This is a genomic window from Vescimonas sanitatis, assembly GCF_049060325.1.
Taxonomy (GTDB): Bacteria; Bacillota; Clostridia; order Oscillospirales; family Oscillospiraceae; genus Vescimonas; species Vescimonas sanitatis.
Genome location: NZ_JBMGPW010000001.1, coordinates 105,305 through 127,522, shown reverse-complemented (window position 1 = coordinate 127,522; position 22,218 = coordinate 105,305). Strand labels below are relative to the sequence as shown.

The 22,218-nt window shown below is 62.7% G+C and carries 25 protein-coding genes; 4 read left to right on the top strand and 21 right to left on the bottom strand.

The window, feature by feature from the left end; genetic code table 11:
* The 15 genes from ACOMDU_RS00720 to ACOMDU_RS00650 form a co-directional block, all read right to left on the bottom strand.
* Positions 1-1,350: a butyryl-CoA:acetate CoA-transferase gene (locus ACOMDU_RS00720; protein WP_421128586.1), complete on the bottom strand. Its 1,350-nt coding sequence runs from the start codon at positions 1,348-1,350 to the stop codon at positions 1-3.
* Between the two features lie 154 nt (positions 1,351-1,504).
* The gene (locus tag ACOMDU_RS00715) at positions 1,505-1,906 is read right to left on the bottom strand and encodes a hypothetical protein (RefSeq protein ID WP_421128585.1); all 402 of its coding nucleotides are present in this window, start codon (positions 1,904-1,906) and stop codon (positions 1,505-1,507) included.
* Between the two features lie 175 nt (positions 1,907-2,081).
* On the bottom strand, positions 2,082-2,399 hold the full coding sequence (locus tag ACOMDU_RS00710) for a lipoprotein (protein ID WP_022135822.1): 318 nt from the start codon (positions 2,397-2,399) through the stop codon (positions 2,082-2,084).
* A 195-nt stretch (positions 2,400-2,594) separates the two neighbouring features.
* Positions 2,595-4,541: a bifunctional 4-hydroxy-3-methylbut-2-enyl diphosphate reductase/30S ribosomal protein S1 gene (locus tag ACOMDU_RS00705; RefSeq protein ID WP_421128584.1), complete on the bottom strand. Its 1,947-nt coding sequence runs from the start codon at positions 4,539-4,541 to the stop codon at positions 2,595-2,597.
* Entirely contained in the window at positions 4,532-5,134 is a 603-nt protein-coding gene (locus ACOMDU_RS00700) for a lysophospholipid acyltransferase family protein (RefSeq protein WP_421128583.1), read from the bottom strand. The genes ACOMDU_RS00705 and ACOMDU_RS00700 overlap by 10 nt, the downstream gene beginning before the upstream one ends.
* A complete protein-coding gene (cmk, locus tag ACOMDU_RS00695) occupies positions 5,131-5,814 on the bottom strand; it encodes a (d)CMP kinase (protein WP_022135819.1) in 684 nt (227 codons plus the stop codon). Before cmk ends, ACOMDU_RS00700 begins: the two co-directional genes overlap by 4 nt.
* Positions 5,811-7,055 (bottom strand): BaiN/RdsA family NAD(P)/FAD-dependent oxidoreductase, encoded by a 1,245-nt coding sequence (locus ACOMDU_RS00690; protein ID WP_421128582.1) that lies wholly within the window; start codon positions 7,053-7,055, stop codon positions 5,811-5,813. The genes cmk and ACOMDU_RS00690 overlap by 4 nt, the downstream gene beginning before the upstream one ends.
* A gap of 1 nt (position 7,056) precedes the next feature.
* Entirely contained in the window at positions 7,057-7,920 is an 864-nt protein-coding gene (locus ACOMDU_RS00685; RefSeq protein WP_022135817.1) for a MurR/RpiR family transcriptional regulator, read from the bottom strand.
* A complete protein-coding gene (locus ACOMDU_RS00680) occupies positions 7,913-8,632 on the bottom strand; it encodes a pseudouridine synthase (protein WP_421128581.1) in 720 nt (239 codons plus the stop codon). The genes ACOMDU_RS00685 and ACOMDU_RS00680 overlap by 8 nt, the downstream gene beginning before the upstream one ends.
* Entirely contained in the window at positions 8,629-9,471 is an 843-nt protein-coding gene (locus ACOMDU_RS00675) for a D-alanyl-D-alanine carboxypeptidase family protein (RefSeq protein WP_421128580.1), read from the bottom strand. The genes ACOMDU_RS00680 and ACOMDU_RS00675 overlap by 4 nt, the downstream gene beginning before the upstream one ends.
* A 66-nt stretch (positions 9,472-9,537) precedes the next feature.
* On the bottom strand, positions 9,538-9,927 hold the full coding sequence (locus tag ACOMDU_RS00670) for a spore germination protein GerW family protein (protein ID WP_421128579.1): 390 nt from the start codon (positions 9,925-9,927) through the stop codon (positions 9,538-9,540).
* A gap of 2 nt (positions 9,928-9,929) precedes the next feature.
* Positions 9,930-10,673, bottom strand: a complete 744-nt coding sequence (locus ACOMDU_RS00665) for a DUF2953 domain-containing protein (protein WP_421128578.1) — start codon at positions 10,671-10,673, stop codon at positions 9,930-9,932.
* A 36-nt stretch (positions 10,674-10,709) separates the two neighbouring features.
* A complete protein-coding gene (scpB, locus tag ACOMDU_RS00660; RefSeq protein ID WP_421128937.1) occupies positions 10,710-11,294 on the bottom strand; it encodes an SMC-Scp complex subunit ScpB in 585 nt (194 codons plus the stop codon).
* Between the two features lie 19 nt (positions 11,295-11,313).
* Complete coding sequence (locus ACOMDU_RS00655; protein ID WP_022135812.1) at positions 11,314-12,096, bottom strand: segregation and condensation protein A; 783 nt, start codon at positions 12,094-12,096, stop codon at positions 11,314-11,316.
* 2 nt (positions 12,097-12,098) lie between these two features.
* Positions 12,099-12,764: a site-2 protease family protein gene (locus tag ACOMDU_RS00650; protein WP_421128577.1), complete on the bottom strand. Its 666-nt coding sequence runs from the start codon at positions 12,762-12,764 to the stop codon at positions 12,099-12,101.
* Between the two features lie 225 nt (positions 12,765-12,989).
* On the opposite strand from ACOMDU_RS00650, the gene ACOMDU_RS00645 reads away from it, so the two are divergent.
* Positions 12,990-13,175, top strand: a complete 186-nt coding sequence (locus ACOMDU_RS00645; protein WP_022135810.1) for a hypothetical protein — start codon at positions 12,990-12,992, stop codon at positions 13,173-13,175.
* Positions 13,176-13,386: 211 nt separating this feature from the next.
* Here ACOMDU_RS00645 and ACOMDU_RS00640 read toward each other — a convergent pair whose 3' ends face one another.
* Both ACOMDU_RS00640 and ACOMDU_RS00635 read right to left on the bottom strand, forming a co-directional pair.
* The gene (locus ACOMDU_RS00640) at positions 13,387-15,093 is read right to left on the bottom strand and encodes a cobalamin-dependent protein (protein WP_421128576.1); all 1,707 of its coding nucleotides are present in this window, start codon (positions 15,091-15,093) and stop codon (positions 13,387-13,389) included.
* A 1-nt stretch (position 15,094) separates the two neighbouring features.
* A complete protein-coding gene (locus tag ACOMDU_RS00635) occupies positions 15,095-15,640 on the bottom strand; it encodes a DUF2284 domain-containing protein (protein WP_421128575.1) in 546 nt (181 codons plus the stop codon).
* A 75-nt stretch (positions 15,641-15,715) separates the two neighbouring features.
* On the opposite strand from ACOMDU_RS00635, the gene ACOMDU_RS00630 reads away from it, so the two are divergent.
* Together ACOMDU_RS00630 and ACOMDU_RS00625 are read left to right on the top strand one after the other, a co-directional pair.
* Positions 15,716-17,224, top strand: coding sequence for an ASKHA domain-containing protein (locus ACOMDU_RS00630; protein ID WP_421128574.1), 1,509 nt, complete (start codon positions 15,716-15,718; stop codon positions 17,222-17,224).
* A 5-nt stretch (positions 17,225-17,229) separates the two neighbouring features.
* Complete coding sequence (locus ACOMDU_RS00625) at positions 17,230-18,447, top strand: homocysteine S-methyltransferase family protein (RefSeq protein ID WP_421128573.1); 1,218 nt, start codon at positions 17,230-17,232, stop codon at positions 18,445-18,447.
* 27 nt (positions 18,448-18,474) lie between these two features.
* Here ACOMDU_RS00625 and ACOMDU_RS00620 read toward each other — a convergent pair whose 3' ends face one another.
* From ACOMDU_RS00620 to ACOMDU_RS00610, 3 genes are read right to left on the bottom strand one after another with little or no spacing between them, the layout of a single operon-like run.
* Positions 18,475-18,627: a FeoB-associated Cys-rich membrane protein gene (locus ACOMDU_RS00620; RefSeq protein ID WP_421128572.1), complete on the bottom strand. Its 153-nt coding sequence runs from the start codon at positions 18,625-18,627 to the stop codon at positions 18,475-18,477.
* Positions 18,624-20,615 (bottom strand): ferrous iron transport protein B, encoded by a 1,992-nt coding sequence (gene feoB / locus ACOMDU_RS00615; RefSeq protein ID WP_421128571.1) that lies wholly within the window; start codon positions 20,613-20,615, stop codon positions 18,624-18,626. Before feoB ends, ACOMDU_RS00620 begins: the two co-directional genes overlap by 4 nt.
* Complete coding sequence (locus ACOMDU_RS00610; RefSeq protein ID WP_022135803.1) at positions 20,612-20,845, bottom strand: FeoA family protein; 234 nt, start codon at positions 20,843-20,845, stop codon at positions 20,612-20,614. Before ACOMDU_RS00610 ends, feoB begins: the two co-directional genes overlap by 4 nt.
* 182 nt (positions 20,846-21,027) lie before the next feature.
* Between ACOMDU_RS00610 and ACOMDU_RS00605 the strand changes: the two genes are divergently transcribed.
* Positions 21,028-21,396 (top strand): metal-dependent transcriptional regulator, encoded by a 369-nt coding sequence (locus ACOMDU_RS00605; protein WP_421128570.1) that lies wholly within the window; start codon positions 21,028-21,030, stop codon positions 21,394-21,396.
* A 108-nt stretch (positions 21,397-21,504) separates the two neighbouring features.
* Here ACOMDU_RS00605 and ACOMDU_RS00600 read toward each other — a convergent pair whose 3' ends face one another.
* Positions 21,505-22,218: a P-II family nitrogen regulator gene (locus ACOMDU_RS00600; protein WP_421128569.1), complete on the bottom strand. Its 714-nt coding sequence runs from the start codon at positions 22,216-22,218 to the stop codon at positions 21,505-21,507.

Here is a 22,218-nt window from a genome sequence, read left to right as displayed (position 1 = left end):
TTATCTTCTGTTGTGGGGATACCAGATCTTCTGCTTCTCCGCCTCGCGGATCAGTTCCTCCCGGAAGTCCGGGTGCGCGATGGAGATCAGCTTCTCCGCGCGCTCCCACACCGTCAGTCCCTTCAGGCACACGCAGCCGTACTCCGTCACCACATACATGGTGTTCACGCGGGTATCCGTCACCACGGAACCGTTCTGCAGGGTAGGCCGTATGCGGGAATGCAGCGTGCCGTCCTTGTCTGCGTGAGTGGAGCTGAGACAGATAAAGCTCTTACCGCCCTTGGACAGATACGCGCCCAGCACAAAGTCCTGCTGACCGCCGGCGCCGCTGATCTGCTTGGTGCCCGCCGTCTCACCGTTCACCTGCCCGTACAGGTCCACATCCACCGCGTTGTTGATGGAGATAAAGTTATCGATGGCCGCGATGGTACGGATGTCGTTGGTGTAGCTGATGGGCGCGGCCATGCACGCCGGGTTGTCGTCCAGATAGTCGTACAGCTTCTGGGTACCGGCGGCAAAGGCGAACACCTGCCGGCCCCGGTCGATGTTCTTCTTCATGCATGTGACCTTCCCCGCCATCGCCAGATCCACATAGGCGTCCACATACATCTCCGTGTGTACGCCCAGATCCTTCAGGTCGGACTCGCACAGCATGGCGCCCACGGTGTTGGGCATACCGCCGATACCCAGCTGCAAACAGGCCCCGTCGGGTATCTGCTCCACGATCAGCTTCGCCACCGCCCGGTCCACCTCCGTAGCCGTGCCGCTGGGCTGGATGCCCATGGGGTCGTTGCGCCCCTCCACGATCATGTCCACCTCGCTGACGTGGATACAGTTGTCAAAGCCGCCCAGGCACCGGGGCATATTTTCGTTGACCTCCACGATGACCACCTTGGCCATCTCGCACACCGCCTTCACATGCGAAGCCGACAGTCCGAAGTTGAAGTACCCATGCTTATCCATCGGGGCCACCTGGAACATGGCCACGTCCGGCGGCGTGATGTGGTCGTAGTAGTACCGGGGCAGCTCGGAGTACCGCATGGGCTCGTGGAACCCGGCGCCGCTGGCGATATGATGGCGCTCCACGCTGCTCATGTGGTGGGAGTTGAAGATGATATGGTGCACCGGATCCTCGATGTCGAAGATCGCCGGCTTCCACAGGCTGATACCGCCCCGGACCTTCACATCCTCCAGCTCCGGTGCACGGCGGGCCAGCGCCTCGTCCAGCACCCGGGGATGAATGGCGCAGAAGCCGTAGTCCACCCAATCACCGGACTTGATGACCTTCACCGCCTCGTCCGCGGTGGTCAGTTTCTGCTTGTACAGCGCCTGAAAATCAGCAAAAGCCATGTCCTGTTCCTCCCTGTTCTTTCCTATCCCTTCCGACGAAGGCTGAATTTTCTAATTGTTAATTTTACCACAATGCAGCCCGCGGGGAAATTGACGAAACCCACAAGAATTCCCGGGAATGCTTGTGCAAAAATGAACAGGTCCGGCATGGATATCATCCGCTCAACGCCTCTACCTCCTCCGACATGATCACCCGTATCTCGTTGACCGCCGTGTCCTTGTTCTTTTCGCTCTGACACATCTTTGCCGCTGTCCCCACCAGCGCCTGCAAGATACCTCCCAGCTCCTTGACCTCCTTCAGGCTGCCCTCTCCGCTTTCCAGCCGTTCCGTTGCTCCGGCAGCCGCCGTCTCCAGCAGCTTTGCCGTAGCCATCAGGCATCGCCGGAGTATCTGCTTTTCCGCCTCCTCCCGGCCGATCTGCCACTGTCCCTTGATCGCATGTCTCCACACCGTCTGTGTGCACACATGGTACTCCCTTGCCAATCGCTGATAGGTATACATTCCCGACTCATACTTACGCCTTACCTCTCCCCAGTTCACGTCTGCTCTTTTCATATGCGCTCCCCCCTTCCTGCGATCCGGTTCTGCCCCTATGCCAAAAACCGGGAAAGTTGCCCACAAACAGGCAACTCTCCCAAAATTATTTTTCTTTTCCCCCGCTTCATCCCCCGTCCCTTTCGTACGGCACGCTTCTCCCATCGTCCCGCTCTTTCGCGACCCGAGATCGCTCTTACTTTGCCTTGAACTCTATCCACTCATTGTCCATAAGGACAACTACCAAGTCTTCCTCAATAACAGCATACGGAGTCCCCAGGTCTCTGTTGAAGTTTGCCTCACCATCTTTTCGGGGAACGCCATCCTCCGCATACGACGTGGTGTACTGAATAACACTCTCGTCTACTTCAACGGGAACAGCATTATCGGTCGAATAGTAATTTATCCCATTTACCATTATCGTCGCAGGATAGTCCCCAACATTCGACTTTCCGCAGCCCGCCATAGCAACAACGCAAACCAACGCTAACACTGATGCCATCAACTTTTTCATACGATCACGCTCCCCCTGTCAAATTCCAATTGATCCGTTCTATCTTCAGCACAATGCTCTTAAATTCTCTTGCCCACCTCGATTGTACCATGCCTCTCCGCAAGGTCGCAAGATATTTTCCCCTGCACGCCATTGTGAAAACAACCAAAAACACCTCCGCTGCCTGTGGGGCAGCGGAGGTGTTTTACGATCTAATTACTCCTCGTCGGCGTCCTCGTCAGCGGCGGGAGCCAGCAGCGCGCGGATGGACAGGGAGATCTTCTGCTTCTCCTCGTCGATGGCGGTGATCTTGGCATCCACCATCTCGCCCTCGGTCAGCACGTCGCCGGGCTTCTCGATGCGGCGATCCGCGATCTGGGAGATGTGGATCAGGCCGTCCACACCGGGCACGACCTCGGCGAACGCGCCGAAGGTCATCAGCTTCACGATACGCACGTTGGCCACATCGCCCACATGGTAGGTAGCCATGAACTTATCCCAGGGATTCATGCTGCGATCCTTCACGCCCAGAGAGATCTTGTGCTTCTCGGGATCGAAGGAGATAACGTACACGTCCAGGGTATCGCCCACGGAGACGACCTCGGCGGGGTTCTTGATACGGCTCCAGGACAGCTCGGAGATATGTACCATACCATCCACGCCGCCGATGTCCACGAACACACCGTAGGAAGTCATGGACTTCACGGTGCCGGTGTAGCGCTTGCCGACCTCGATGTTGTTCCAGATCTCCGCCTGGGCGGCCTGACGGGCCTCATAGGTCACGGCCTTGATGGAGCCGACGACGCGGCGGCGGGCACGGTTGACCTCAGTGATCCGCAGGGACACGGTCTGGCCGATCATGGTGCTCAGCTCAGCGCCGCGGGGCAGACCGGACTGGGAAGCGGGCACGAACACGCGCACGCCCTTGACATTAACGACGATACCGCCCTTGTTCTCCTCGGTGACTTTACCTTCGAGAGTGGTCTTGTCCTCGCGGGCCTTCTCGATATCCTCCCAGACCTTGACAGCGTCCAGACGCTTCTTGGACAGCATGGCATAACCCTCCACGTCGTTGACGCGGATGATATAGGTCTCGATCTCGTCGCCGACCTTGACGACGTCCTCAGGCTTCACATTGGGATCTGCGGACAGCTCGTCCACAGAGATATAGCCCGCCTGCTTGCAGCCCAGATCGACCTGCACCTCGGTGGGGCCGATCGCCGTTACAATACCGGTTACCTTCTCTCCTGTATTCAAAGTCTTAAAAGATTTTTCCAGCATTTCCTCGAAGCTCTCTTCCGTAGCTTCCATGTTCTTGATCTCTTCGCTCATCGTTGCATATACCTCCTTAATGATGCCCGCAGGCGTGGACGCGCCGGCTGTAAGCCCCGCCACAGAACATCCGTTAAGGGACCCGACCCGCAGCTCCTCCGGCCCTTCGATCTGATAGACCCGGGCGCAGCGTGTGCTGCAGATCTCCGCTAAATGTCTGGTGTTGGCACTTTTACGATCTCCGACCACGACCATAACGTCCGCCCGTCCGGCGATATTCGCCGCCTCGGATTGACGTTTTTGCGTAGCATCACATATTGTATCAAAGATTTCGGCGTTTGTACACTGTTTTTTTAAAAATTTTACACACTCTTCCCATATCGAACGAATACAGGTCGTCTGTGCGGTAACCAGCAAATCCATGTCCTTCCGCGCCGGGTCCGCCGCCACCCAATCAGCCAGCTCTGCCGTGTTTTCCAGCACCACGCTGCGCTCACAGCGGCTTGCGGCGGCCATCACCTCCGGATGGTGCGCTTCTCCGATAATGATGGGTGTCCGGCCCGCACGGGCTGCCCGTTCCACCAGCCGGTGGATCCGCAGCACATGGGGACAGGTGGCATCCATGATCTGTGCGCCCCGCTCCTCCAGCAGCCGCAAAGCCTCCCGTGTCTCGCCGTGGGCACGGATGATCACCGTCTCTCCCGGCCGCACCTGCTGAGGGCTGTCCGCCTGCCGCGCACCCAACGCCTCCAGCGCTGTGATGACCCGGTCATTGTGTATGATACTGCCCAGCATAACGCAGCCGCCTTCCCGGGCAGCCGCCTCCGCCATGTGCACGGCCCGTTCCACGCCGTAGCAGAACCCCGCCGTCTTCGCCAGTATCACCTGCATTCGATCCCTCCCAGGGCATAGGCCCGCCGCATGACCTCATGGGCGTTGGCAGTATATTCCTCCGCCGTACCCTTGCGGCCGGTGTACTCCGGCTCGAAGGGCTCGCCGATTATGATGGGCGTCTTGCGGAATATGCGCTTCTTCGTGCCGATATATACCGGCGCCAGCTTCACGCCGGCACGGATGGCCATCATGCCCGCGCCGGACTTGACCTCCGCCTGTCCCGGTGTCTTCACCCGTGTTCCCTCCGGAAACAGGAACAGGTTCCACCCGTCCCGCAGGCTCTGTATGGCGGTCTTCACCGCCCCAATGTCACTGTTGCCCCGATCCACCGGAAACACACCGATCGCCCGCAGGAATCCACCCACGATGGGGATGGAGAACAACTGCTTCTTAGCCATGATCCGCACGTTGAACCGCTGGGGCATGGACAGCACGAATAGGATGGGGTCCCAGGCGCTGGAGTGATTGGCGCACAGCAGCACCGGTTCTCCGCCCTCCAGATGCTCCGTCCCTCGCAGGTCCACCGGCAGGAAAAACAGCACCAGCGGGCGCAGCACCCGCCACGCCGCCGCGTAAAACTTATTTCTCACGATGCCACACGCCCCCGTATCACATCCAGCAGCAGCTCCAGGCTGGCCGCGAAGTCCATGTCCGTGTTGTCGATCATAATGGCATCATCCGCCGGCCGCAGCGGCGCCGCCGCCCGGTGGGTGTCGTTATAATCCCGCTGCTCCATATCCCGCAGCACCTCGTCAAAGGGCTTCGGCGTGCCCCGCTGCTCCAGCTCCAAAAACCGCCGCCGCGCCCGCGTCTCCACATCCGCGCACAGAAACACCTTCACCTCCGCGTCCGGCAGCACCACGGTCCCGATGTCACGTCCGTCCATGATGACGCTGTGCTCCCGCGCCAGAGACCGCTGCAGCTCCATCAGGAACGCCCGCACCTCCGGTATGGCCGACACGTCTGAGGCGTACTTCGATATCATCGGCAGGCGTATCTCCTTCGTCACGTCCTCGCCGTTGAGATACATCCGCTGCAGACCCTCCTCGTCATACCGCAGGGCCACCGTGATCTCCGGCAGCGCCGCGATCACCGCCGGCGCGTCCGTTGGCGCGATGTCGTGCCGATACATATACACGCCGATGGTCCGATAGATGGCCCCGGTGTCCACATATAAGATATGCAGCGCCTCCGCCGCCGCCCGGGCCAGCGTGCTCTTCCCCGCGCCGGACGGCCCATCGATGGCCACTGCGTACTGTCTCTCCGTCATGTCATTTCCTCGCTTTCTGCGGCGCTCAGCCCCGCCAGATACCCCGTCGCCCATGCGATCTGTAAATTAAAGCCCCCCGTATAGGCGTCCACATCCAGCACCTCGCCGGCAAAATACAATCCCCTCACCCGCTTCGACGCCATGGTGTTTGGCGTTACCTCTCCCACCTTCACGCCGCCGGCGGTGACGATCGCCTCACTGACGGGCCGCGGCCCGGTAAGCTCCAGCGTAAAGTGCTTCAGCACCTGCACCAGTGCCCGGCGCTGTTCCTTTGTCAGGCTGTTGGCCTTTTCGCTTCCGGTCAGCCCCGCCCGGCGCAGCACCACCGGTGCCATGCTGTGGGGCACCAGCCCCGCGGCGATGGTCCCCATCTCCCGGTTGGGATTTTCTCCGATGTCCCGCAGCACCCGCGCGTCCAGCTTCTGCTCGTCCAGCGCCGGCTTCAGGTCGATCTCTATCGTATAGCGCTCCCCCTCCCAGCGCCGCAGATGGGCGCTGGCGGACAGCACCAGCGGTCCGGACACCCCGAAGTGGGTAAACAGCAGCTCGCCGAAATCCCGGAACACCGTCTTTTTCTTCCCGTTGTATACCGTCACTGCCACGTTCCGCAGGCTCAGGCCCTGCATAGCCGGACAGTCCTCGCCCGCGCACACCAGCGGTACCAGAGATCCCCGCAGCGGCACAATGGTGTGTCCCAGTGCCTCCGCTATGCGGTAGCCGTCCCCCGTGGACCCGGTGCCGGGATAGGACACCCCTCCTGTGGCCAGGATGACCGCCTGCACGGGGTACGTCCCCTTCTCTCCGGTCACGGCGCATACCGCGCCATCCGCCGTCTCCACTGATACGGCCCGGTCACGGACCCACCGCACCTTCCGGCGCTTCAGCTCCCGTTCCAGCGCGTTGGTGATGTCGAAGGCACTGTCAGACACCGGAAACACCCGGTTTCCCCGTTCCACCTTCAGCGGCACGCCCAGCGCCTCGAAAAACGCCATGGTGTCCCGCGGCGTGAACCGTGTCAGCGCACCGTACAAAAATCGCCCATTACCGGGAATGCTGGCAAGCAGCGTCTCCCGGTCACAGTCATTGGTCACATTGCACCGGCCCTTGCCGGTGATATTCACTTTCTTGCCCAGCCGTTCGTTGGACTCCAGCAGCGTCACCGCCGCGCCCTGCCGGGCCGCGGTGATGGCCGCCATCAGACCGGCGGCGCCGCCGCCGATCACCACGATCTCCTTCGCCATGTCACTCGTCATCTTTCCCGAAAATACTGTATCTGGACCACACCTGCTCCATATCCGCCAGCGTGGCGGACAGGTCATCCCGCCGCTGCTGCCCCACCGCCAGGATCAGCGCGTTCAGCAGGCTCAGCGGCGCAGCCATGGAGTCCACGAAGGAGATCATGTCGCAGGGCGCCAGCAGCGATACCGCCGCCATGCCGTACAGCGGAGACAGTGCCGAATCGGTGATCGCCACCACCTCCGCGCCCCGCCGGCAGGCAAACTCCACCGCGTGGATAGCCATCTTGGAGTACCGCGGGAAGGATATTCCCACCAGCACGTCGCCCCTGCCGATGTGGGCCAGCTGCTCATAGATCTCACCGGCGGCGCTGGACTGCACCAGCGTCACGTTCTTGAAGATCAGGTGCAGGTAGAAGTTCAGATACCCCGCCAGAAATGAGGAGGACCGCACACCCAGGATATAGATGTGCTCCGCCCCCAGCAGCTTGTCCACCGCCCGGCTGAAGGCATCCCGGTCCAACTGCTCGATGACATTGTGTATGCTGTTCATATCCCGCTGCATCACACTGCCCAGAATGTCCGCGCCGGACATCTGATCCCGCGATACCTGTATCCGCTGGATGGAGGTCAGCTTACCCCGTATCAGCTCCTGCAGGGCCTTCTGCATCTCCGGATAGCCGTCGTAGCCCAGCTGCGCGGCAAAGCGCACCACCGTGGACTCACTGACGGAGGCCGTCTCGCCCAGCCGCGCGGCGGTCATAAATGCCGCGCGGTCATAATTGTCCAGTATAAACGCTGCGATGCGCTTCTGTCCCTTCGAAAAGGTATCCATCCCGGCCCGGATGGTCTGTAGCACGTTTTCATTCATGTTGATGGCTTCCTTTGATAGATTGCAGCTCCTCCGCTGTCAGATACCGCCACTTTCCCGGCGGCAGGTCACCCAGGGCGATACTGCCCTCCGCCACCCGGCACAGTCGGGTCACAGTCAGTCCTGCGGCGGCACACATCCGCCGGATCTGCCGCTTCTTACCCTGGTGGATCACCACCCGGTATTTCGCCGTACCATCCTTCCGATACAGCTCCGTCACCGCCGCCGGCACGATGGGCTGTCCGTCCAGTCTGTCCACCGCCGACAGCTGCCGTGCGCTGTCCGCCGCCGCGCCAGTGACCGTGACGATATACGTCTTGTCCACCTGATGGCTGGGATGCAGCAGCGCATGGGTCAGCGCCCCATCGTTGGTAAACAGCAGTAATCCCTCCGAGTCCAGGTCCAGCCGTCCCACGGGATACACCCGTGCGCCGCAGCCCCTGACCAGCGATGCCGCCGTAGGGCGGCCCCGTTCGTCAGAGAGGGTGGTCACATAGCCCCGCGGCTTGTGCAGCATCAGATACACGTGCTGTGCCGCGCCCCGCAGGGGCCGTCCATCCACCCGGATATCGTCCGTCTCCGGATCCGCCTTGTCGCCTACACGGCTCCGCCGTCCGTTGACGGTCACGCGTCCGGCGGCGATCCACTCTTCCGCCGTCCGGCGGGAGCACAGCCCCGCGGCGGCCAGCAGCTTCTGTATGCGCTCGGTCATGGCGATACCTCTCTCCCGTTTCCCAGTGCGCCGAGCAGGCGCGTCTCCAGCGTCTCCTGTATGCCTGTCAGCAGGAACCCCCAGCGGTATAGTGCCTCGTGGTCGTTCCAATCGTCCCCGTCCCGCAGCGTTACCGCCACCAGCCGATGTCCCGCCTGCTCCGCGCAGGACACCAGCGTCCGCCCTGCCGCCTTCGTGTACCCGGTCTTCAGCCCCACGCACCCGTCCAGGCGGCTCAGCAGCTTGTTGTGGTTGGTCAGCGTCCGCCCGCCGATGACCGCCGTCTGTGTGGAGGCCGTCCGCCGCAGCGTCGGCTCATTCACCGCCGCGCACCCCAGCAGCGCCATGTCATAGGCGGTGGAATAGTGCGCCTCGTCGTCCAGTCCGTTGGGGTTGGCAAAATGGCTGTTCCTCATGCCCAGCGCGGCGGCTTTTTCGTTCATCCGTTCCACAAAAGGCGCCGTACCCCCGGCACATTCCGTCAGCGCCAGTGCCGCGTCATTGCCCGAGCACAGCAGCAGCCCGTACAGCAGCTCCTCCAGCGTCAGCTTCTCCCCCGGCCGCAGGTACATGGACGACCCCTCCGCCATGTGGGCGGCAGTTACGGTGATGACCTGCGACGGCGTCCCCAGCTCCAGAGCCACCAGCGCCGTCATCAGCTTGGTGGTGCTGGCGATGAGCATCCGCTTGTCCCCGTTCTTTTCATACAGCACCTGCCCCGTGTCCGCGTCCATCAGGACGCAAGCCGTGGCGGAGACCTCCACAGCCTCCGCCACAGCGGGTATGCACGTCAGCACGGCCAGTGCGGCGCACAGCGCCGCCAAGATCCCTCGGGTCACAGAAAGCCCTCCTCGTCACAGGATGCTCTCAGTCTATTCCCGCGCTGCTTGTCTTCTTGTCTGGTATCAGAAATCCTTGTTCCGCTTCTTATCCACGAAGCCCTCGACCCGATCCAGCAGCTCCGGCACCATCTCGATGACCCGGTCCACGGTGGTGATGGCCGGCGTACCCACCGGCAGCATACGGGTCACGCCGCCCTTGACCACCAGGAAGGCCATGGGCTCCACCCGCACGCCCGCGCCGCAGCCGGCGCCGGAATTTTCCTTGTTTTTGCCGTAGTCCCCGCCCCCGCAGCCAAAGCCGTAGCTCAGCCGAGAGATAGGGATCAGCGTCACGCCGTCCGGCGTGGTGATAGGCTCGCCCACGATATTGTTGGCGTCCACCATCTCCTTGACCTTCTCCATAGACTCCACCATCATGCTCTTGAGGTCATTTTTCTTCTCGGTCATTTCCATTGTCAGCTCTCCTTTGTCGAAGTTGATGTGGTCGTATGTCCCGCGCCGTCCGGCGCTGTGTGTACTGTTTCGCGCTGCTTTGCAGCGTTCTGCGCCGCCTTCGTCTTCTCCGCGGCGCTCTGCCGCTTCCGCATGGCCAGGAGCCACCGTATCACCGGCTTGGCGAAGGCCCAGCCGATGGCGAACAGATCCCGTATCTGCAAACTCACGCCCAGCCGGCCTGTGAGCCGCAGCTGCTCGCTGTCAAAGTCCACCTCCACGTGGAGGCCGGGGTCCGGTATCCGCGTCAGCTGCTCCAGCTGCGGCATTACCGTCCACATTCCGGCGTTGATATAGCCGTACAGCTCCGCCGCCCCCGCCGGGTCCATGGCTCCCGGCAGCACCGCCGACAGCTCCAGCGGGTCGATCAGCAGCCGCTGCCGCGTCTTTCGCAGTCCGCCCTTCAGGGACGCCCACACCGCCGGCAGAAGCGTCTTGATATCCTGCGCCGACAGAGACGGCTTTTTCTTTTCCTTCCCCTTGGTGCTCTCCTCCTGCGGTGTCTTTTTCTTCTTTTCTTTCTTGGGCTTTTTTTGCTTCTCCGGTTTATCCGGTTTGGGAAGCATCTGTATCCGCGCCGGCCCCGCGATCACCGTGACGCTTGTGTCCGCAAGGTCGCCCGCAAAGTCTGCCCGCACGCCGATACGCAGCAGTGACAGCAGGAAGAAAAACAGCAGAATGCCCAGTATGATGTACACTGCCGTCATCGTGCTCCCTCCTCCCGCGTTATCTCTCCCGTATGCTTACAGCGCCTCCGCGCCGTTTTCCCCGTCCGCCGGTATCGTATCGTCGTCCAGCCGCAGCTGTCCGTCGGCCTCCATTCCCGGCAGCTGGGGCAGCTCCTCCAGCGAATTCAGATGGAATGCCCGCAAAAATGCCTGTGTCGTCCGGTACAGCCGCGGCCGCCCCGGCACCTGCAGCCGTCCGCACTCCTCGATCAAATGGCGATCCAGCAGCAGGCCCACCGTGTACGAGCTGTCCACGCCCCGTATCTGGTCCACATAGGCCCGGGTGGTGGGCTGATAGTACGCGATGATGGTCAGCACCTCCAGCGCCGGCTGGCTGAGCTTGGCGGGCTTACGGATCTCAAACGCCTTGCGGATCTGGTCGCCGTACTCCGGCGCGGAGCACAGCTGCCAGCTGTCCTCCATCCGCAGCAGCCGCACGCCCCGTCGCTCATAGCTGTAATAGTCCTGCAAATGCTGCAGTACCAGCTCCACCGTGGGGCGGTCCATGTTCAGCGCCACGCAGATGCGGTCCACCGCCACAGGCTCGCCGGAGGCAAACAGTATGCCCTCTACGGCGGCCTCGATATCCTTCATTTCCAGTGTATCCATAGGTCTCCCCTTACATCAGTTCTTCGGGCGCGTCGCCCTCTGCGGTGACGGTGCAGTCGCTGGCCGCGCCGGCCAGCTTGATCAGATTGTTCCGGCACAGCTCCAGAACCGCCATAAACGTGGCCACCAGCTCGCTGCGTGTCTTACTGCCGCGGAACAGCAGCAAAAAGCGCGTAATGCCCACACCCCGCAGCCGCCGCAGGATCTCCTTCGCCTTTGTCTCCACAGGATACGGCTCCCGCTTCACGATCTCGTCAAAGGCCCGGATAGGCGGTGCCTCCGGCGCGCCCTGCCGGTCCGTGACCTCCTGCATGGTCAGCACCAGATCCGCCGGCTCCTGGTCGTACTCATAGATCTTCCCGCGCTCCATAGGCTCCGGCGGCCTGGTCAGAATGTTCCGCCCGAACTCGCTCAGGGGTGCCAGCCGTTCCGACAACATACGCACCCGGGCATAGGCCTCGCCCCGCTTGCGCTCCTCCAGCGACTTGATGAGGGCATCCATCTCACTCTGGGCTTCCTCGTCCTCCAGGTTCAGCAGCATACGGGTCTTGATGAACATCAGCTGGGCAGCCATGGTGATAAACTCGCTGGCCACCTCCAGATCCATCCGCTTGCGCTTTTCCAGATAATCCTGGTACTGCTCCAATATCAGTGCGATGGGGATATCCTGTATCTCTATCTTATTTTTTCCCAGCAGGTACAGTATCAGATCCAGCGGCCCCTCGAAGTCCTCCAGCGGCTCGTCGCCCCGCGTCTGTACCACCTTTTCCAGTTTAAAAATAGGATCGTCCAAATTTACACCTCAAAACCGACCAGCCTGCACAGCAGGGTAAATGTCCAGCGTATGGCGCTGTTCAGCGCGTTGCTGCCGACACCCACGGAGATAACTACCAGCAGCACCAGCATACCGAAGCGCTCATAGCGCATGAGCCAGTTGTACGCCCGGTCCGGCAGCAGCACCGCCAGCACCTTTGAGCCGTCCAGCGGCGGGATAGGCACCAGGTTGAACAGCCCCAGGCCCACCGACAGCGATGCCGTATCCACCAGGAAGGAAAACCATGTGCCGCTGAAGCTCCCCGTGGTCACCGCCCGCAGGAACTCGCCCCGGGCGATCAGCAGCAGCAAAAGCGCCAGCAGGAAGTTGGATACCGGCCCGGCCAGCGCCGTCAGCGCCATGCCCTGCTTTGGCTTTTTGAAATAATGCGGATCCACCGGCACCGGCTTGGCCCAGCCAAAGCCAGCCGCCACCATCATAATAAGGCCCAGCCAGTCGATGTGCCGCAGTGGGTTCAGGCTCAGCCGATGCGCCCGCTTGGCCGTAGGGTCGCCCAGCGCATAGGCCGCCAGGCCGTGGCACGTCTCATGTATGGTCAGGCACAGGAACACGGAGGCCACGCGGAGCAGTATGCTCTCCAGCGAGCCAAAGTCCAGCGCGTTCCAAAGATTTGTCAAATATTGCAACAGCAGCGCCTCCGAGAGATAAAATGACAGCTTTCCTGCATTATAGCAGAAACCGGCCGGAAAGTCTACACCCATTGTCACCGTTCCGACCACTTTGTAACCATTTTGTATCCGTCTTTCCACCGGTTCGTAGCTTTTCTGTAAAGATGCGTACCACTATATATGGTATGCTGTAAGCACAGAAGGAAATGAACATTCCCACACCATGAAAGGAGAACAACTACTATGGATAGAACGAAGCTCATCACCTCTCTGGTCATCCTGTGCCTCGCCTCCGCTGTGGCCGCATTCCTGATGCCGCCCGCCCACGGTGCGCTGCTCTCCTTCGTGAGCATCGCGTCGGCGGCTGTTATCGCTGTCCTCGCCGTTGTCACGCTGGTGCGGATGCTGATGCAGCGTCGCGCGTTTTGACATAGAGGGCGCAAGTCAACTGTGTTTATTGAAAGCAAGCAGTCAACCGGACCGTATGTAGGAAGCTGTCCATCATAGCCATGTGATCTCCCCCTACCGCACATAGCACATATCTGTTCCGTACCATATTATTTTCTCCCCAACTACGACCAACAAAGCGGCAGACCCGCAGGCATTGCCTGCGGGTCTGTCGCTTTTTATGACTGCCGATTTATCCCTTCAGCGCCGATACCGCCGCCCGTGCGGCTGCCGCCGCATCCTCGGTGTATACGTCCGCGCCGATCTCATCGCAGAAGCTCTGGCTGATGGGCGCGCCGCCCACAAATATCTTCACCTGGTCCCGGATACCTGCCTCCCGGGCCAGCGTCACCACCCGGCGCATCTCGCCCATGGTGGTGGTCAGCAGGGATGAGCAGGCGATCACGCCGCAGCGCTGCCGCTTCGCCGTCTCCACGAACTGCTCCGGCGTCACATCCACGCCCAGGTCAATGACCTCTACGCCGCTGCCCTCCAGCATGATCTTCACCAGGTTCTTGCCGATGTCGTGCATATCGCCCCGGACGGTGCCGACGCAGGCGCGGCCCACCGTCTTGGCATTCCCGCCGGTCATCAGCGGCTTCAGCTCCCCCAGCGCCGCCGTCATGCACCGGGCGGCCATCAGCATCTCCGGCACAAAGGCCCGGTTGGCGGAGAATGCCTCGCCCAGATCGTTCATGCCGCGGATCAGCCCACCGGACAGGATCTCCTGCGGCGTCCGACCCTGCTCCAGCGCCTCCCGGCACAGCGCCAGCACCTTTTTCTGCTGTCCCTTTTCCAGCGCTGCGGCCAGGCGGGCCAGTACGTCGCCGTTCTCGACAGCGGCGCCCGCCGCCTGCCGCACGGCGACAGCCCGCACCCGGCGTGGCACCGACGGCAGATCGAACCGCGGCACGTGCAGCGCCCGGTTGTAGTCCGCTATGGCCCGGTCGATGTACTCGTCCACATGGGGATACACCGCCCCCGGCAGGCCATAGGTGATGGAGGGGATATAGTGCCCACCCGGGCAGCACCGCCGCAGGGTATCCATGGCATAGCCGTAGATCTCCTCCGGCGCGGCATCCGTCCGGTCGATGGCGGCGCCCATACCGCCCATCAGCACCAGACGCCCGTGCAGCTTCTGCTGGAGGGCCGGTATATCGTTCTCCGGCAGCACACCCTGCCACACCTGGATGCCGATCTCCACCATGTCCTCCACGATCGGGACCAAATAGGAGTCCGCGTGGTGGATGGCGATCACGCCCCGGGACCGGATGTAGCCGTAAAACCGCCGGTACGGCTCCTTGAAGAATTCCCGCCACATCTCCGGCTTCATGAACAAAGCGTCCTTGGTGCCCCAGTCGTCGTGAGAGAAGATCACGTCCGGCTGCAAATTGTCGATGAGCAGCTTCACGTACAGCAGCCGATACGTGGTGATGTAGTCAATGAGCGCGTGCATCTCCTGTGGGTGCTCATACAGGTTCGTCAGCGTGTCCTCAAAGCCCATCAGGAAGTGGCACTGCTCGAAGATACCGGTACCCATAAAGCCCGCCAGCAGCTTCTCCTCCCCGCAGGCCGCCCGTGCCGCGGCGCGGCACGCCTCCCAGCCCTCGGTGCAGGCGGCGATGTCCGGCGCGTGCACCGTCTCCCGCCAATGGGTGATGTCCGGGCACACCGCCAGGCCGTCCGTGGTAACGGGCATAGGCCCCGGCGCGTCGGCGGGAAAGCTGATGGTGGTGCCCCAGCGGTCTTTGCTGACGGTCCCCCGCTTCCGGTTGCCCCGCAGATAGGTGTTGATGGGATCGTTCAGGCACATGTGCAGCGCCTCGTACTGGCACAGCTGGCGATCCGGCTGGCCATTTGGCTTCAGCAGCTCCAGAAAGTTCTCCTTGGGCGTCATCATATCATTTCACCTCTTCGGTATAGAGTAGGCACGATGTATACGTCATGGTTCGCGGTCCGTAGTTATACGACAGCCCGGACCGCAGGCACACGTCCCCCACCAGCAGGCCATAGGCCTCCATGGAGGACATCCGCTTGTCCGGGAACCGGCAGGGTCGGTCCGGACAGGTACACCGGCGGCACACGGTGCATGCCCCCGCTGACAGAGGCAGGCAGTCCGGCAGCAGCAGCCGCGCCTGCCGCGCAAAGTCCGCAAAGGCCCGCTTGTGCCGCCGCTGGATCGCCTCCATCCCCTCGTAGTCGAAGTCATCCGCCAGCGTCCCGGTGGTCTGCACCAGCACCCCGGCATCGAAGCGCCCCATGGCCGCCGCGGCATCCTCCAGCGTCCCGCAGCCGGGCGGGCAGGCCCAGTTGGCGTTCCACTTCCCGCATCGGTCCGCCCGGCACATCTCCCGCACCTCCCGCCGGGGCGTCAGCGCGTTCATGTCCACCGGCGCGGCGTGGGAGAACCCGTTTTCCGCCGCCAGCGTCATCAGTTTTGTTCTCATGGCAAATCCTCTTGACAAAGCCGCCCCGGGCTGATAAAAGTAGTAGTGGAATTATTATAAAAAGGGGTGTTGCCCGTGTCAAGTATCCGCGTGACCCGCGGCGGAGATGTTTTTCGCCTCCCCTGCAATGATACCGATACCCTGCTGGCTCTGCTGCGCCGCGCCGGCTGTACCCTGCCCGCCGCCTGCGGCGGCCACGGCCGCTGCGGCAAATGCCGCGTCAGCGTCAACGGCGTGCCGCGTCTGGCCTGCCGTGTGGTGCCGGAGGACGGCGACGAGATCGTCCTCCCTCCCGCCGCCGGCGGGCGCATCCTCACCGAGACGCTGGATCCCCCCGCCGTCCCCACCGGCGAGACAGGCTGCGCCGCCGCCATCGACCTGGGCACCACCACCACGGCGCTGCGGCTGTACGACCTGGCCACCGGCCACGCCCTGGCCACCTGCGCCGACTGGACGGCTCTGGCCCCCTACGGCGCGGATGTCATCACACGCATCCAGTATACCATCGACCACCAGGACGGGCTCACCCGCCTGTCCTCCCTACTCCGCCAGCAGCTGAAGGCCCTGCTCACCCGGGCACTCTCCCAGGCCGGGCGGCAGCCCGCCGAGCTGAAGCGCACCGTGACCGCCGGCAACACCGTCATGCAGAGCCTGCTCGCCGGTGTATCCGTCCGCCCGCTGGCCGCCGCCCCCTTCTGCCCGGAGACCTTCTTCCGTCAGAGCTCCGGCCTCACGCTGCTGGACACGCCGCTGTACTGCGTCCCCTGCGCGGCGGGCTTCGTGGGCGGCGATATCACCGCCGGCCTGCTGGCCTCCGGCCTTGCCCGACGCGCGGGCCATTTCCTGTTTCTGGACATCGGCACCAACGGCGAGATGGCCCTGGGCGGCATGGATGGCTTCACCTGCTGCGCCGTGGCCGCCGGCCCCGCCTTCGAGGGCGCGGGTATCGCCTGCGGTATGCTGGGCGTGGACGGTGCGGTCAGCCGCGTCCGGTACAGCGGCGCCTTCAAGATGAACGTCATCGGCGGCGGCGAGGCAGTCGGTCTCTGCGGCTCTGGTCTCATCGACCTGACGGCCCTCCTGCTGCGCCTGGGCGTCATTGACGAAGGCGGCCGTCTCCTACCGCCGGAGGACGCGCCTGAGGCGTTCCGCCGCTATTTGACCCGTGACGAAAACGGCTGCGGCGTCTTCCACTTGACCGACCGGGTGTATCTCACCGCCGCTGATGTCCGGGCGCTGCAGCTGGCCAAGGCGGCGGTGGCCGCCGGCGTGCAGGTGCTGCTGGCGCAGCAGGGGCTGACCCTTTCCGCGCTGGACGGTCTGTACCTATCCGGCGGCTTCGGGATGTACCTTGACCCCGCCAGCGCCGCGGCCATCGGTATGCTCCCCCGTCTCCCCGCCGCCAAGCTCCACAGCGTAGGCAACGCCGCCCTCTCCGGTGCGGCACAGCTGGCCCTGCGGGGCGATATGTCCGCCGCGGACGGCATCGTCAGCCGTCTCACCTATCTCGAGCTCTCCGGGCGTCCCGACTTCGCCGACGCCTTTGCCAAAAACATTCCCCTAAAACCCATGCAATGGAGGTAACACCTATGGAGCTTCGTTTTCCTCTGATTCTGGACGGTGCCACCGGCACCGAGCTGCAAAAGCGCGGCTATACAGGCGACGTCTGCGCCGAGCAGTGGACACTGGACCATCCGGACGCCATCATCGACATCCAGCGCGGCTATGTGGCCGCCGGCAGCCAGGTGGTCTACACCCCCACCTTCGGTGCCAACCGCCGCAAGCTGGAGGAGTCCGGCCTGTTCAACTGCACCGCCGACTACAACCGCCGTCTGGCGGAACTGTCCGCCCAGGCGGTGCAGGGCAAGGCCCTGCGGGCAGGCGATATGTCCCCCACCGGCGCGTTCCTCGCCCCACTGGGCGACGTGTCCTTCGAGGAGCTGGTGGACATCTACACCGAGCAGGCCGCCGGTCTGGAACGCGCCGGCGTGGACCTGTTCGTCATCGAGACCATGATGACCCTCTCCGACGCCCGTGCGGCGGTGCTGGCCGTCCGCAGCGTCAGCGACAAGCCTATCTTCGTCACCTTCACCTGTGACGAAAACGGCCGCAGCGTCTCCGGCACCGACATCACCGCGGCGCTGGTGGTCCTGCAGGGCATGGGCATCGACGCCTTTGGCCTGAACTGCTCCGCCGGCCCGGAGCAGATGCTTCTCCAGCTGAAGCGCCTGCGGGAATATGCCCGGGTGCCCCTGATCGCCAAGCCCAATGCCGGAATGCCCATCATCGAGAATGGCGAGACGGTCTACCGCTGCACCGGCGAGGAATTCACCGCCCTGGTGCCGGAATTTCTGGCCGCCGGCGTGGCCGTGTTCGGCGGCTGCTGCGGCACCACCGCCGCGCATATCGCCGCCCTGGCCCGAGCGCTGGGCGGCGCGGTCATCACGCCGCCGGCCCCGCAGCATACGGACAAGCTGCCCGCCGCCACGGAGAAGCTGCCCTTCCCCCTGCCTGCCGATGTCTCCTGGCACACCGTCGTCGACCTGACCGGCGATGCGGAGGAGACGCTCACCGCCGCGCTGGACAGCGGTGAGACGGTCCTGGCCCTGCGTATCACCTCCTGGGACGATGTACAGGCCCTGGCGGACTACCAGTATATGCTCACCAAGCCGGTGTGCTTCGTCTGCGACGACACCCAGCTGCTGGAGGCCGCCCTCCGGGCCTATCAGGGCCGCGCCCTGTACGACGGCGACCTGCCGGAGGACACGCTCCTGCCCCTGTGCGCCAAATACGGTCTCCTGCTGTAAAAAAACAAGGCCCGCGGGCCTTGTTTTTTATTCCTTTTTCCCGGTACAGCCGCCGCAGCTCCCGCCGCAGCCGGAGCAGCCGGCGCATCCGCCGTTTTTCCGCGCCCGCCGCGCACTACGCAGGGCCAGCACACCGCACAGCGCCACCAGTGCCAGCAGCACCCAGTCCATCCAGCTCATAGCAGCAGCCCTCCCACAGCGTAAGCGATGTACGCCGCCAGCCACGCCACTACGCATTGCAGCAGCACCACGCCCACCGTTTTGATGCGGGAGCCCAGCTCACGCCGTATGGTGGCCACCGCCGCAATGCAGGGTGTATACAGCAGCGTGAACACCAGAAAGCTGATGGCACTGCGCGTGGTGAACAGCGACGTGATGGCCGCGTTTCCCAGCAGCACCTGCAGCGTACTGACCACCGACTCCTTGGCGATAAATCCGGAGATCAGCGCCGTGGCACAGCGCCAGTCACCAAAGCCCAGCGGCCTGAACAGCACCGCCAGCCACTGGCCGATCAGCGCCAGCAGGCTGTCCGCGCTGTCCGTGACCACATTGAGCCGCGTGTCAAAACTCTGTAGGAACCAGATGACCACCGTGGCCAGGAAGATCACGGTAAAGGCCCGCTGCAAAAAGTCCTTGGCCTTCTCCCACAGCAGCAGCCCCACGCTTTTAGCGGAGGGCATACGGTAGTTGGGCAGCTCCATGACAAAGGGCACAGGCTTGCCCCTGAAGGCGGTCCCCTTCATCACCAGCGCTGCCAGAATACCCACCACGATACCAAGCACATACAGGGAGATCATCACCAGCGCCTTGTGGTCGGTGAAGAACGCGGCGGTAAAAAAGCCATAGATGGGGATCTTGGCCGAACAGCTCATATAGGGCGTCAGCAGAATGGTCATCTTCCGATCCCGGTCCGAGGACACCGTGCGGGTAGCCATGATGGCCGGCACCGAGCAGCCGAAGCCGATCAGCAGCGGTACGATGCTCCGCCCGGACAGACCGATCTTCCGCAGCAGCTTGTCCATGACAAAGGCCACCCGGGCCATGTAGCCGGTGTCCTCCAGAATGGACAGGAAGAAAAACAGCGTCACGATAATGGGCAGGAACGACAGCACGCTGCCCACACCGGCGAAGATACCGTCAATAATAAGGCTGTGCACCACCGGGTTGATGCCGTAGGCGGTCAGCGCCCCGTCCACACCGGCGGTCACGTAGTCGATACCCAGCGCCAGCAGGTCGCTGAGCCCCTGGCCAATAACATCGAACGTCAGCCAGAAGATCAGCAGCATCACGCCGAAGAATACCGGCAGCGCCGTGTATTTCCCCGTCAGTACCCTGTCCCAGGCCACGCTGCGCTTGTGCTCCTTGCTCTCATGGCACTTGACCACCGCGTCGGCGGTGACCTGCTCGATGAACGTATACCGCATATCCGCCAGCGAGGCGTTGCGGTCCAATCCGTTCTCCGTCTCCATCTGCACGATGCAGTGCTCCAGCAGCTCCCTCTCGTTCTGATCCAGCACCAGCCGGTCCGCCATATCCCTGTCGCCCTCAATGAGCTTCGTGGCGCAGAACCGGGGCGGCAGACCCAGCCGCTCAGCGTGGTCCTCGATCAGATGCACCACCGCATGGACGCACCGGTGCACCGGCGAATTCGCCGCGCAGAAGTCATAGACCTTGGGCAGCACCCGGTTTTTCGCCGTCTCCACCGCCCGGTCCATCAGCTCGGACACACCCTCGCCCTTGGCGGCGGTAATGGGCACCACGGGAATGCCCAGGTCGTCGGACAGCTTCTGCACGTCGATGGTGCCGCCGTTGGCGCGCACCTCGTCCATCATGTTCAGCGCCAGCACCATAGGCACCCGCAGCTCCAGCAGCTGCAGTGTCAGGTACAGGTTGCGCTCGATGTTGGTAGCATCCACGATATTGATGATGCCGTCCGGCTTCTGGTTCAGTATGTAGTCCCGCGTGACGATCTCCTCCTGGGTATAGGTACGCAGGGAGTAGATGCCCGGCAGGTCCACTACGGTGCAGTCCTTGTGCTCCCGTACCTCTCCGGATTTCTGGTCCACCGTCACGCCGGGGAAATTCCCCACGTGCTGGTTGGAGCCGGTCAAAGCATTGAACAGCGTAGTCTTGCCGCAGTTCTGGTTGCCCGCCAATGCAAAGATCATACGCGATCCCTCTTTTCCACGGTGATCTGTCGGGCGTCCTCCACCCGCAGCGTCAGCTCATAGCCCCGCACGTGTATCTCAATGGGGTCCCCCATAGGGGCCACCTTCCGCAGTGTCACCACGGTCCGGGGCGTCAGCCCCATATCCAGCAGGCGGCAGCGCAGTGCGCCCTCCCCGCCCACGGCAGTGATGGCGGCGCTGTCGCCGATCTTCAGTTCATTCAGTGTCATAGCGCGTTACCTCAATCGTCTATCTATGTCATGTGGTATGATGTTAGCACATGCTAACCGCTCTGTCAAGAAACACCCGCCATTGTAACGACAGTTAAATATATTTAACTTTCACTTGCTTTTACGCCAGTCGTGTGTTATACTTCAGTTAGAGTGCTCTAAGTGTCAAAGGAGGTGCCGCCGTGGTATTACAGGAATCCGGCGAGATGTATCTGGAGAGCATCCTGGTCCTGATCCGCCAGGGGAAGGCCGTCCGTTCCATCGACATCGTGGACTATATGGGCTACTCCAAGCCCAGCGTCAGCCGCGCCGTTGGCCTGCTGAAGGCCGGGCAGTATATCGACGTAGACAACGGCGGCTACATCACCCTTACCGCCGTCGGGCGCGAGGTAGCCGAAAAGATCTACGAGCGCCACACGGTCCTCACGGACTTTCTCCGCCGCCTGGGTGTGGACGAGGCCAGCGCTGCCGAGGACGCCTGCCGCATGGAGCACGTCATCAGTGACGCCACCTTCCAGGCCCTGAAGCGTCATCTTGCATCCCCCCAATAACCGCTGAACAGGCCGCCCTCCTGCGGTTCCTTTCACACAAAAGCCTCCCCCGGTTTCGCCGGGGGAGGCACGTTTTCTGCCTCCGATCAAGCCGGGGGCCTTGCCTTTTCAGTTGCTGTTGGCGCTGTACAGCCCCGCTGCGTCGTCCAGCGGCACGGAGAACGTCACCGTCTGCGCCTCAGTGTGGGCGCCGGCCTTCTCCATGATGGACTGCATGATGGCCGCCCGCTTATCGGCGGAGGTCACCAGGAAGATCATCTCCCGTTCCTCCGAGATGGCCATGCCGAAGAACTTGTTGCTGTTCTCCGCGTCGGTAGCCCGGGCGTGAATGACCGTACCGCCCCGCGCGCCGGCGGCGGAGGCCGCCTCCATCACCGCGTCGGTGTACCCGGTATTGGTGATCGCCACGATCAGCTGATACGCGTTCTCGTTCATCTGCTCTTCCTCCTTCACAGTCATATCCGGCTGCGCGTCGCTTTTGCCGGAGATCAGATAGTTCAGCGCCGTCCTTCCGCCCACGCTGCTCAGGTGCAGGCACACGGCGATACCGCTGCCGGGCCGGTCGATCCGCATGGTGTCCACCAGTTCCCGCATCAGCACCTCCTTGACAGCCGGCGTCACCACGGAGAACATCACGGACTTCTCCGTAGCCTCCAGACCCAGATAACTCAGCACGTCGTTGCTGGCGGTGCCCCGTCCCAGGGCGGTGAACACCACCGGCGCGCCGAAAGCCCGGTAGAAATCCAGAAAATGCGTGGCGCCCATGACCCGGTTGGTGATGGTGATCATCAGATACAGACGGTTCTTGGTTGTTTCAGACAT

Excerpts from the sequence above, each read along its gene's own strand:
- ACOMDU_RS00705 (WP_421128584.1), bottom strand. The coding sequence starts at position 4,541 with ATGCAGGTGATACTGGCGAAGACGGCGGGGTTCTGCTACGGCGTGGAA.
- ACOMDU_RS00620 (WP_421128572.1), bottom strand. The coding sequence starts at position 18,627 with ATGAGCTGGATGGACTGGGTGCTGCTGGCACTGGTGGCGCTGTGCGGT.
- ACOMDU_RS00610 (WP_022135803.1), bottom strand. The coding sequence starts at position 20,845 with ATGACACTGAATGAACTGAAGATCGGCGACAGCGCCGCCATCACTGCC.
- feoB (WP_421128571.1), bottom strand. The coding sequence starts at position 20,615 with ATGATCTTTGCATTGGCGGGCAACCAGAACTGCGGCAAGACTACGCTG.
- ACOMDU_RS00715 (WP_421128585.1), bottom strand. The coding sequence starts at position 1,906 with ATGAAAAGAGCAGACGTGAACTGGGGAGAGGTAAGGCGTAAGTATGAG.
- ACOMDU_RS00640 (WP_421128576.1), bottom strand. The coding sequence starts at position 15,093 with ATGATGACGCCCAAGGAGAACTTTCTGGAGCTGCTGAAGCCAAATGGC.
- ACOMDU_RS00690 (WP_421128582.1), bottom strand. The coding sequence starts at position 7,055 with ATGGCGAAGGAGATCGTGGTGATCGGCGGCGGCGCCGCCGGTCTGATG.
- ACOMDU_RS00710 (WP_022135822.1), bottom strand. The coding sequence starts at position 2,399 with ATGAAAAAGTTGATGGCATCAGTGTTAGCGTTGGTTTGCGTTGTTGCT.
- ACOMDU_RS00625 (WP_421128573.1), top strand. The coding sequence starts at position 17,230 with ATGGAGCTTCGTTTTCCTCTGATTCTGGACGGTGCCACCGGCACCGAG.
- cmk (WP_022135819.1), bottom strand. The coding sequence starts at position 5,814 with ATGACGGAGAGACAGTACGCAGTGGCCATCGATGGGCCGTCCGGCGCG.
- ACOMDU_RS00665 (WP_421128578.1), bottom strand. The coding sequence starts at position 10,673 with ATGACGGCAGTGTACATCATACTGGGCATTCTGCTGTTTTTCTTCCTG.
- ACOMDU_RS00720 (WP_421128586.1), bottom strand. The coding sequence starts at position 1,350 with ATGGCTTTTGCTGATTTTCAGGCGCTGTACAAGCAGAAACTGACCACC.
- ACOMDU_RS00645 (WP_022135810.1), top strand. The coding sequence starts at position 12,990 with ATGGATAGAACGAAGCTCATCACCTCTCTGGTCATCCTGTGCCTCGCC.
- ACOMDU_RS00680 (WP_421128581.1), bottom strand. The coding sequence starts at position 8,632 with ATGACCGAGCGCATACAGAAGCTGCTGGCCGCCGCGGGGCTGTGCTCC.
- ACOMDU_RS00635 (WP_421128575.1), bottom strand. The coding sequence starts at position 15,640 with ATGAGAACAAAACTGATGACGCTGGCGGCGGAAAACGGGTTCTCCCAC.
- ACOMDU_RS00600 (WP_421128569.1), bottom strand. The coding sequence starts at position 22,218 with ATGTCTGAAACAACCAAGAACCGTCTGTATCTGATGATCACCATCACC.
- ACOMDU_RS00685 (WP_022135817.1), bottom strand. The coding sequence starts at position 7,920 with ATGAATGAAAACGTGCTACAGACCATCCGGGCCGGGATGGATACCTTT.
- ACOMDU_RS00670 (WP_421128579.1), bottom strand. The coding sequence starts at position 9,927 with ATGGAAATGACCGAGAAGAAAAATGACCTCAAGAGCATGATGGTGGAG.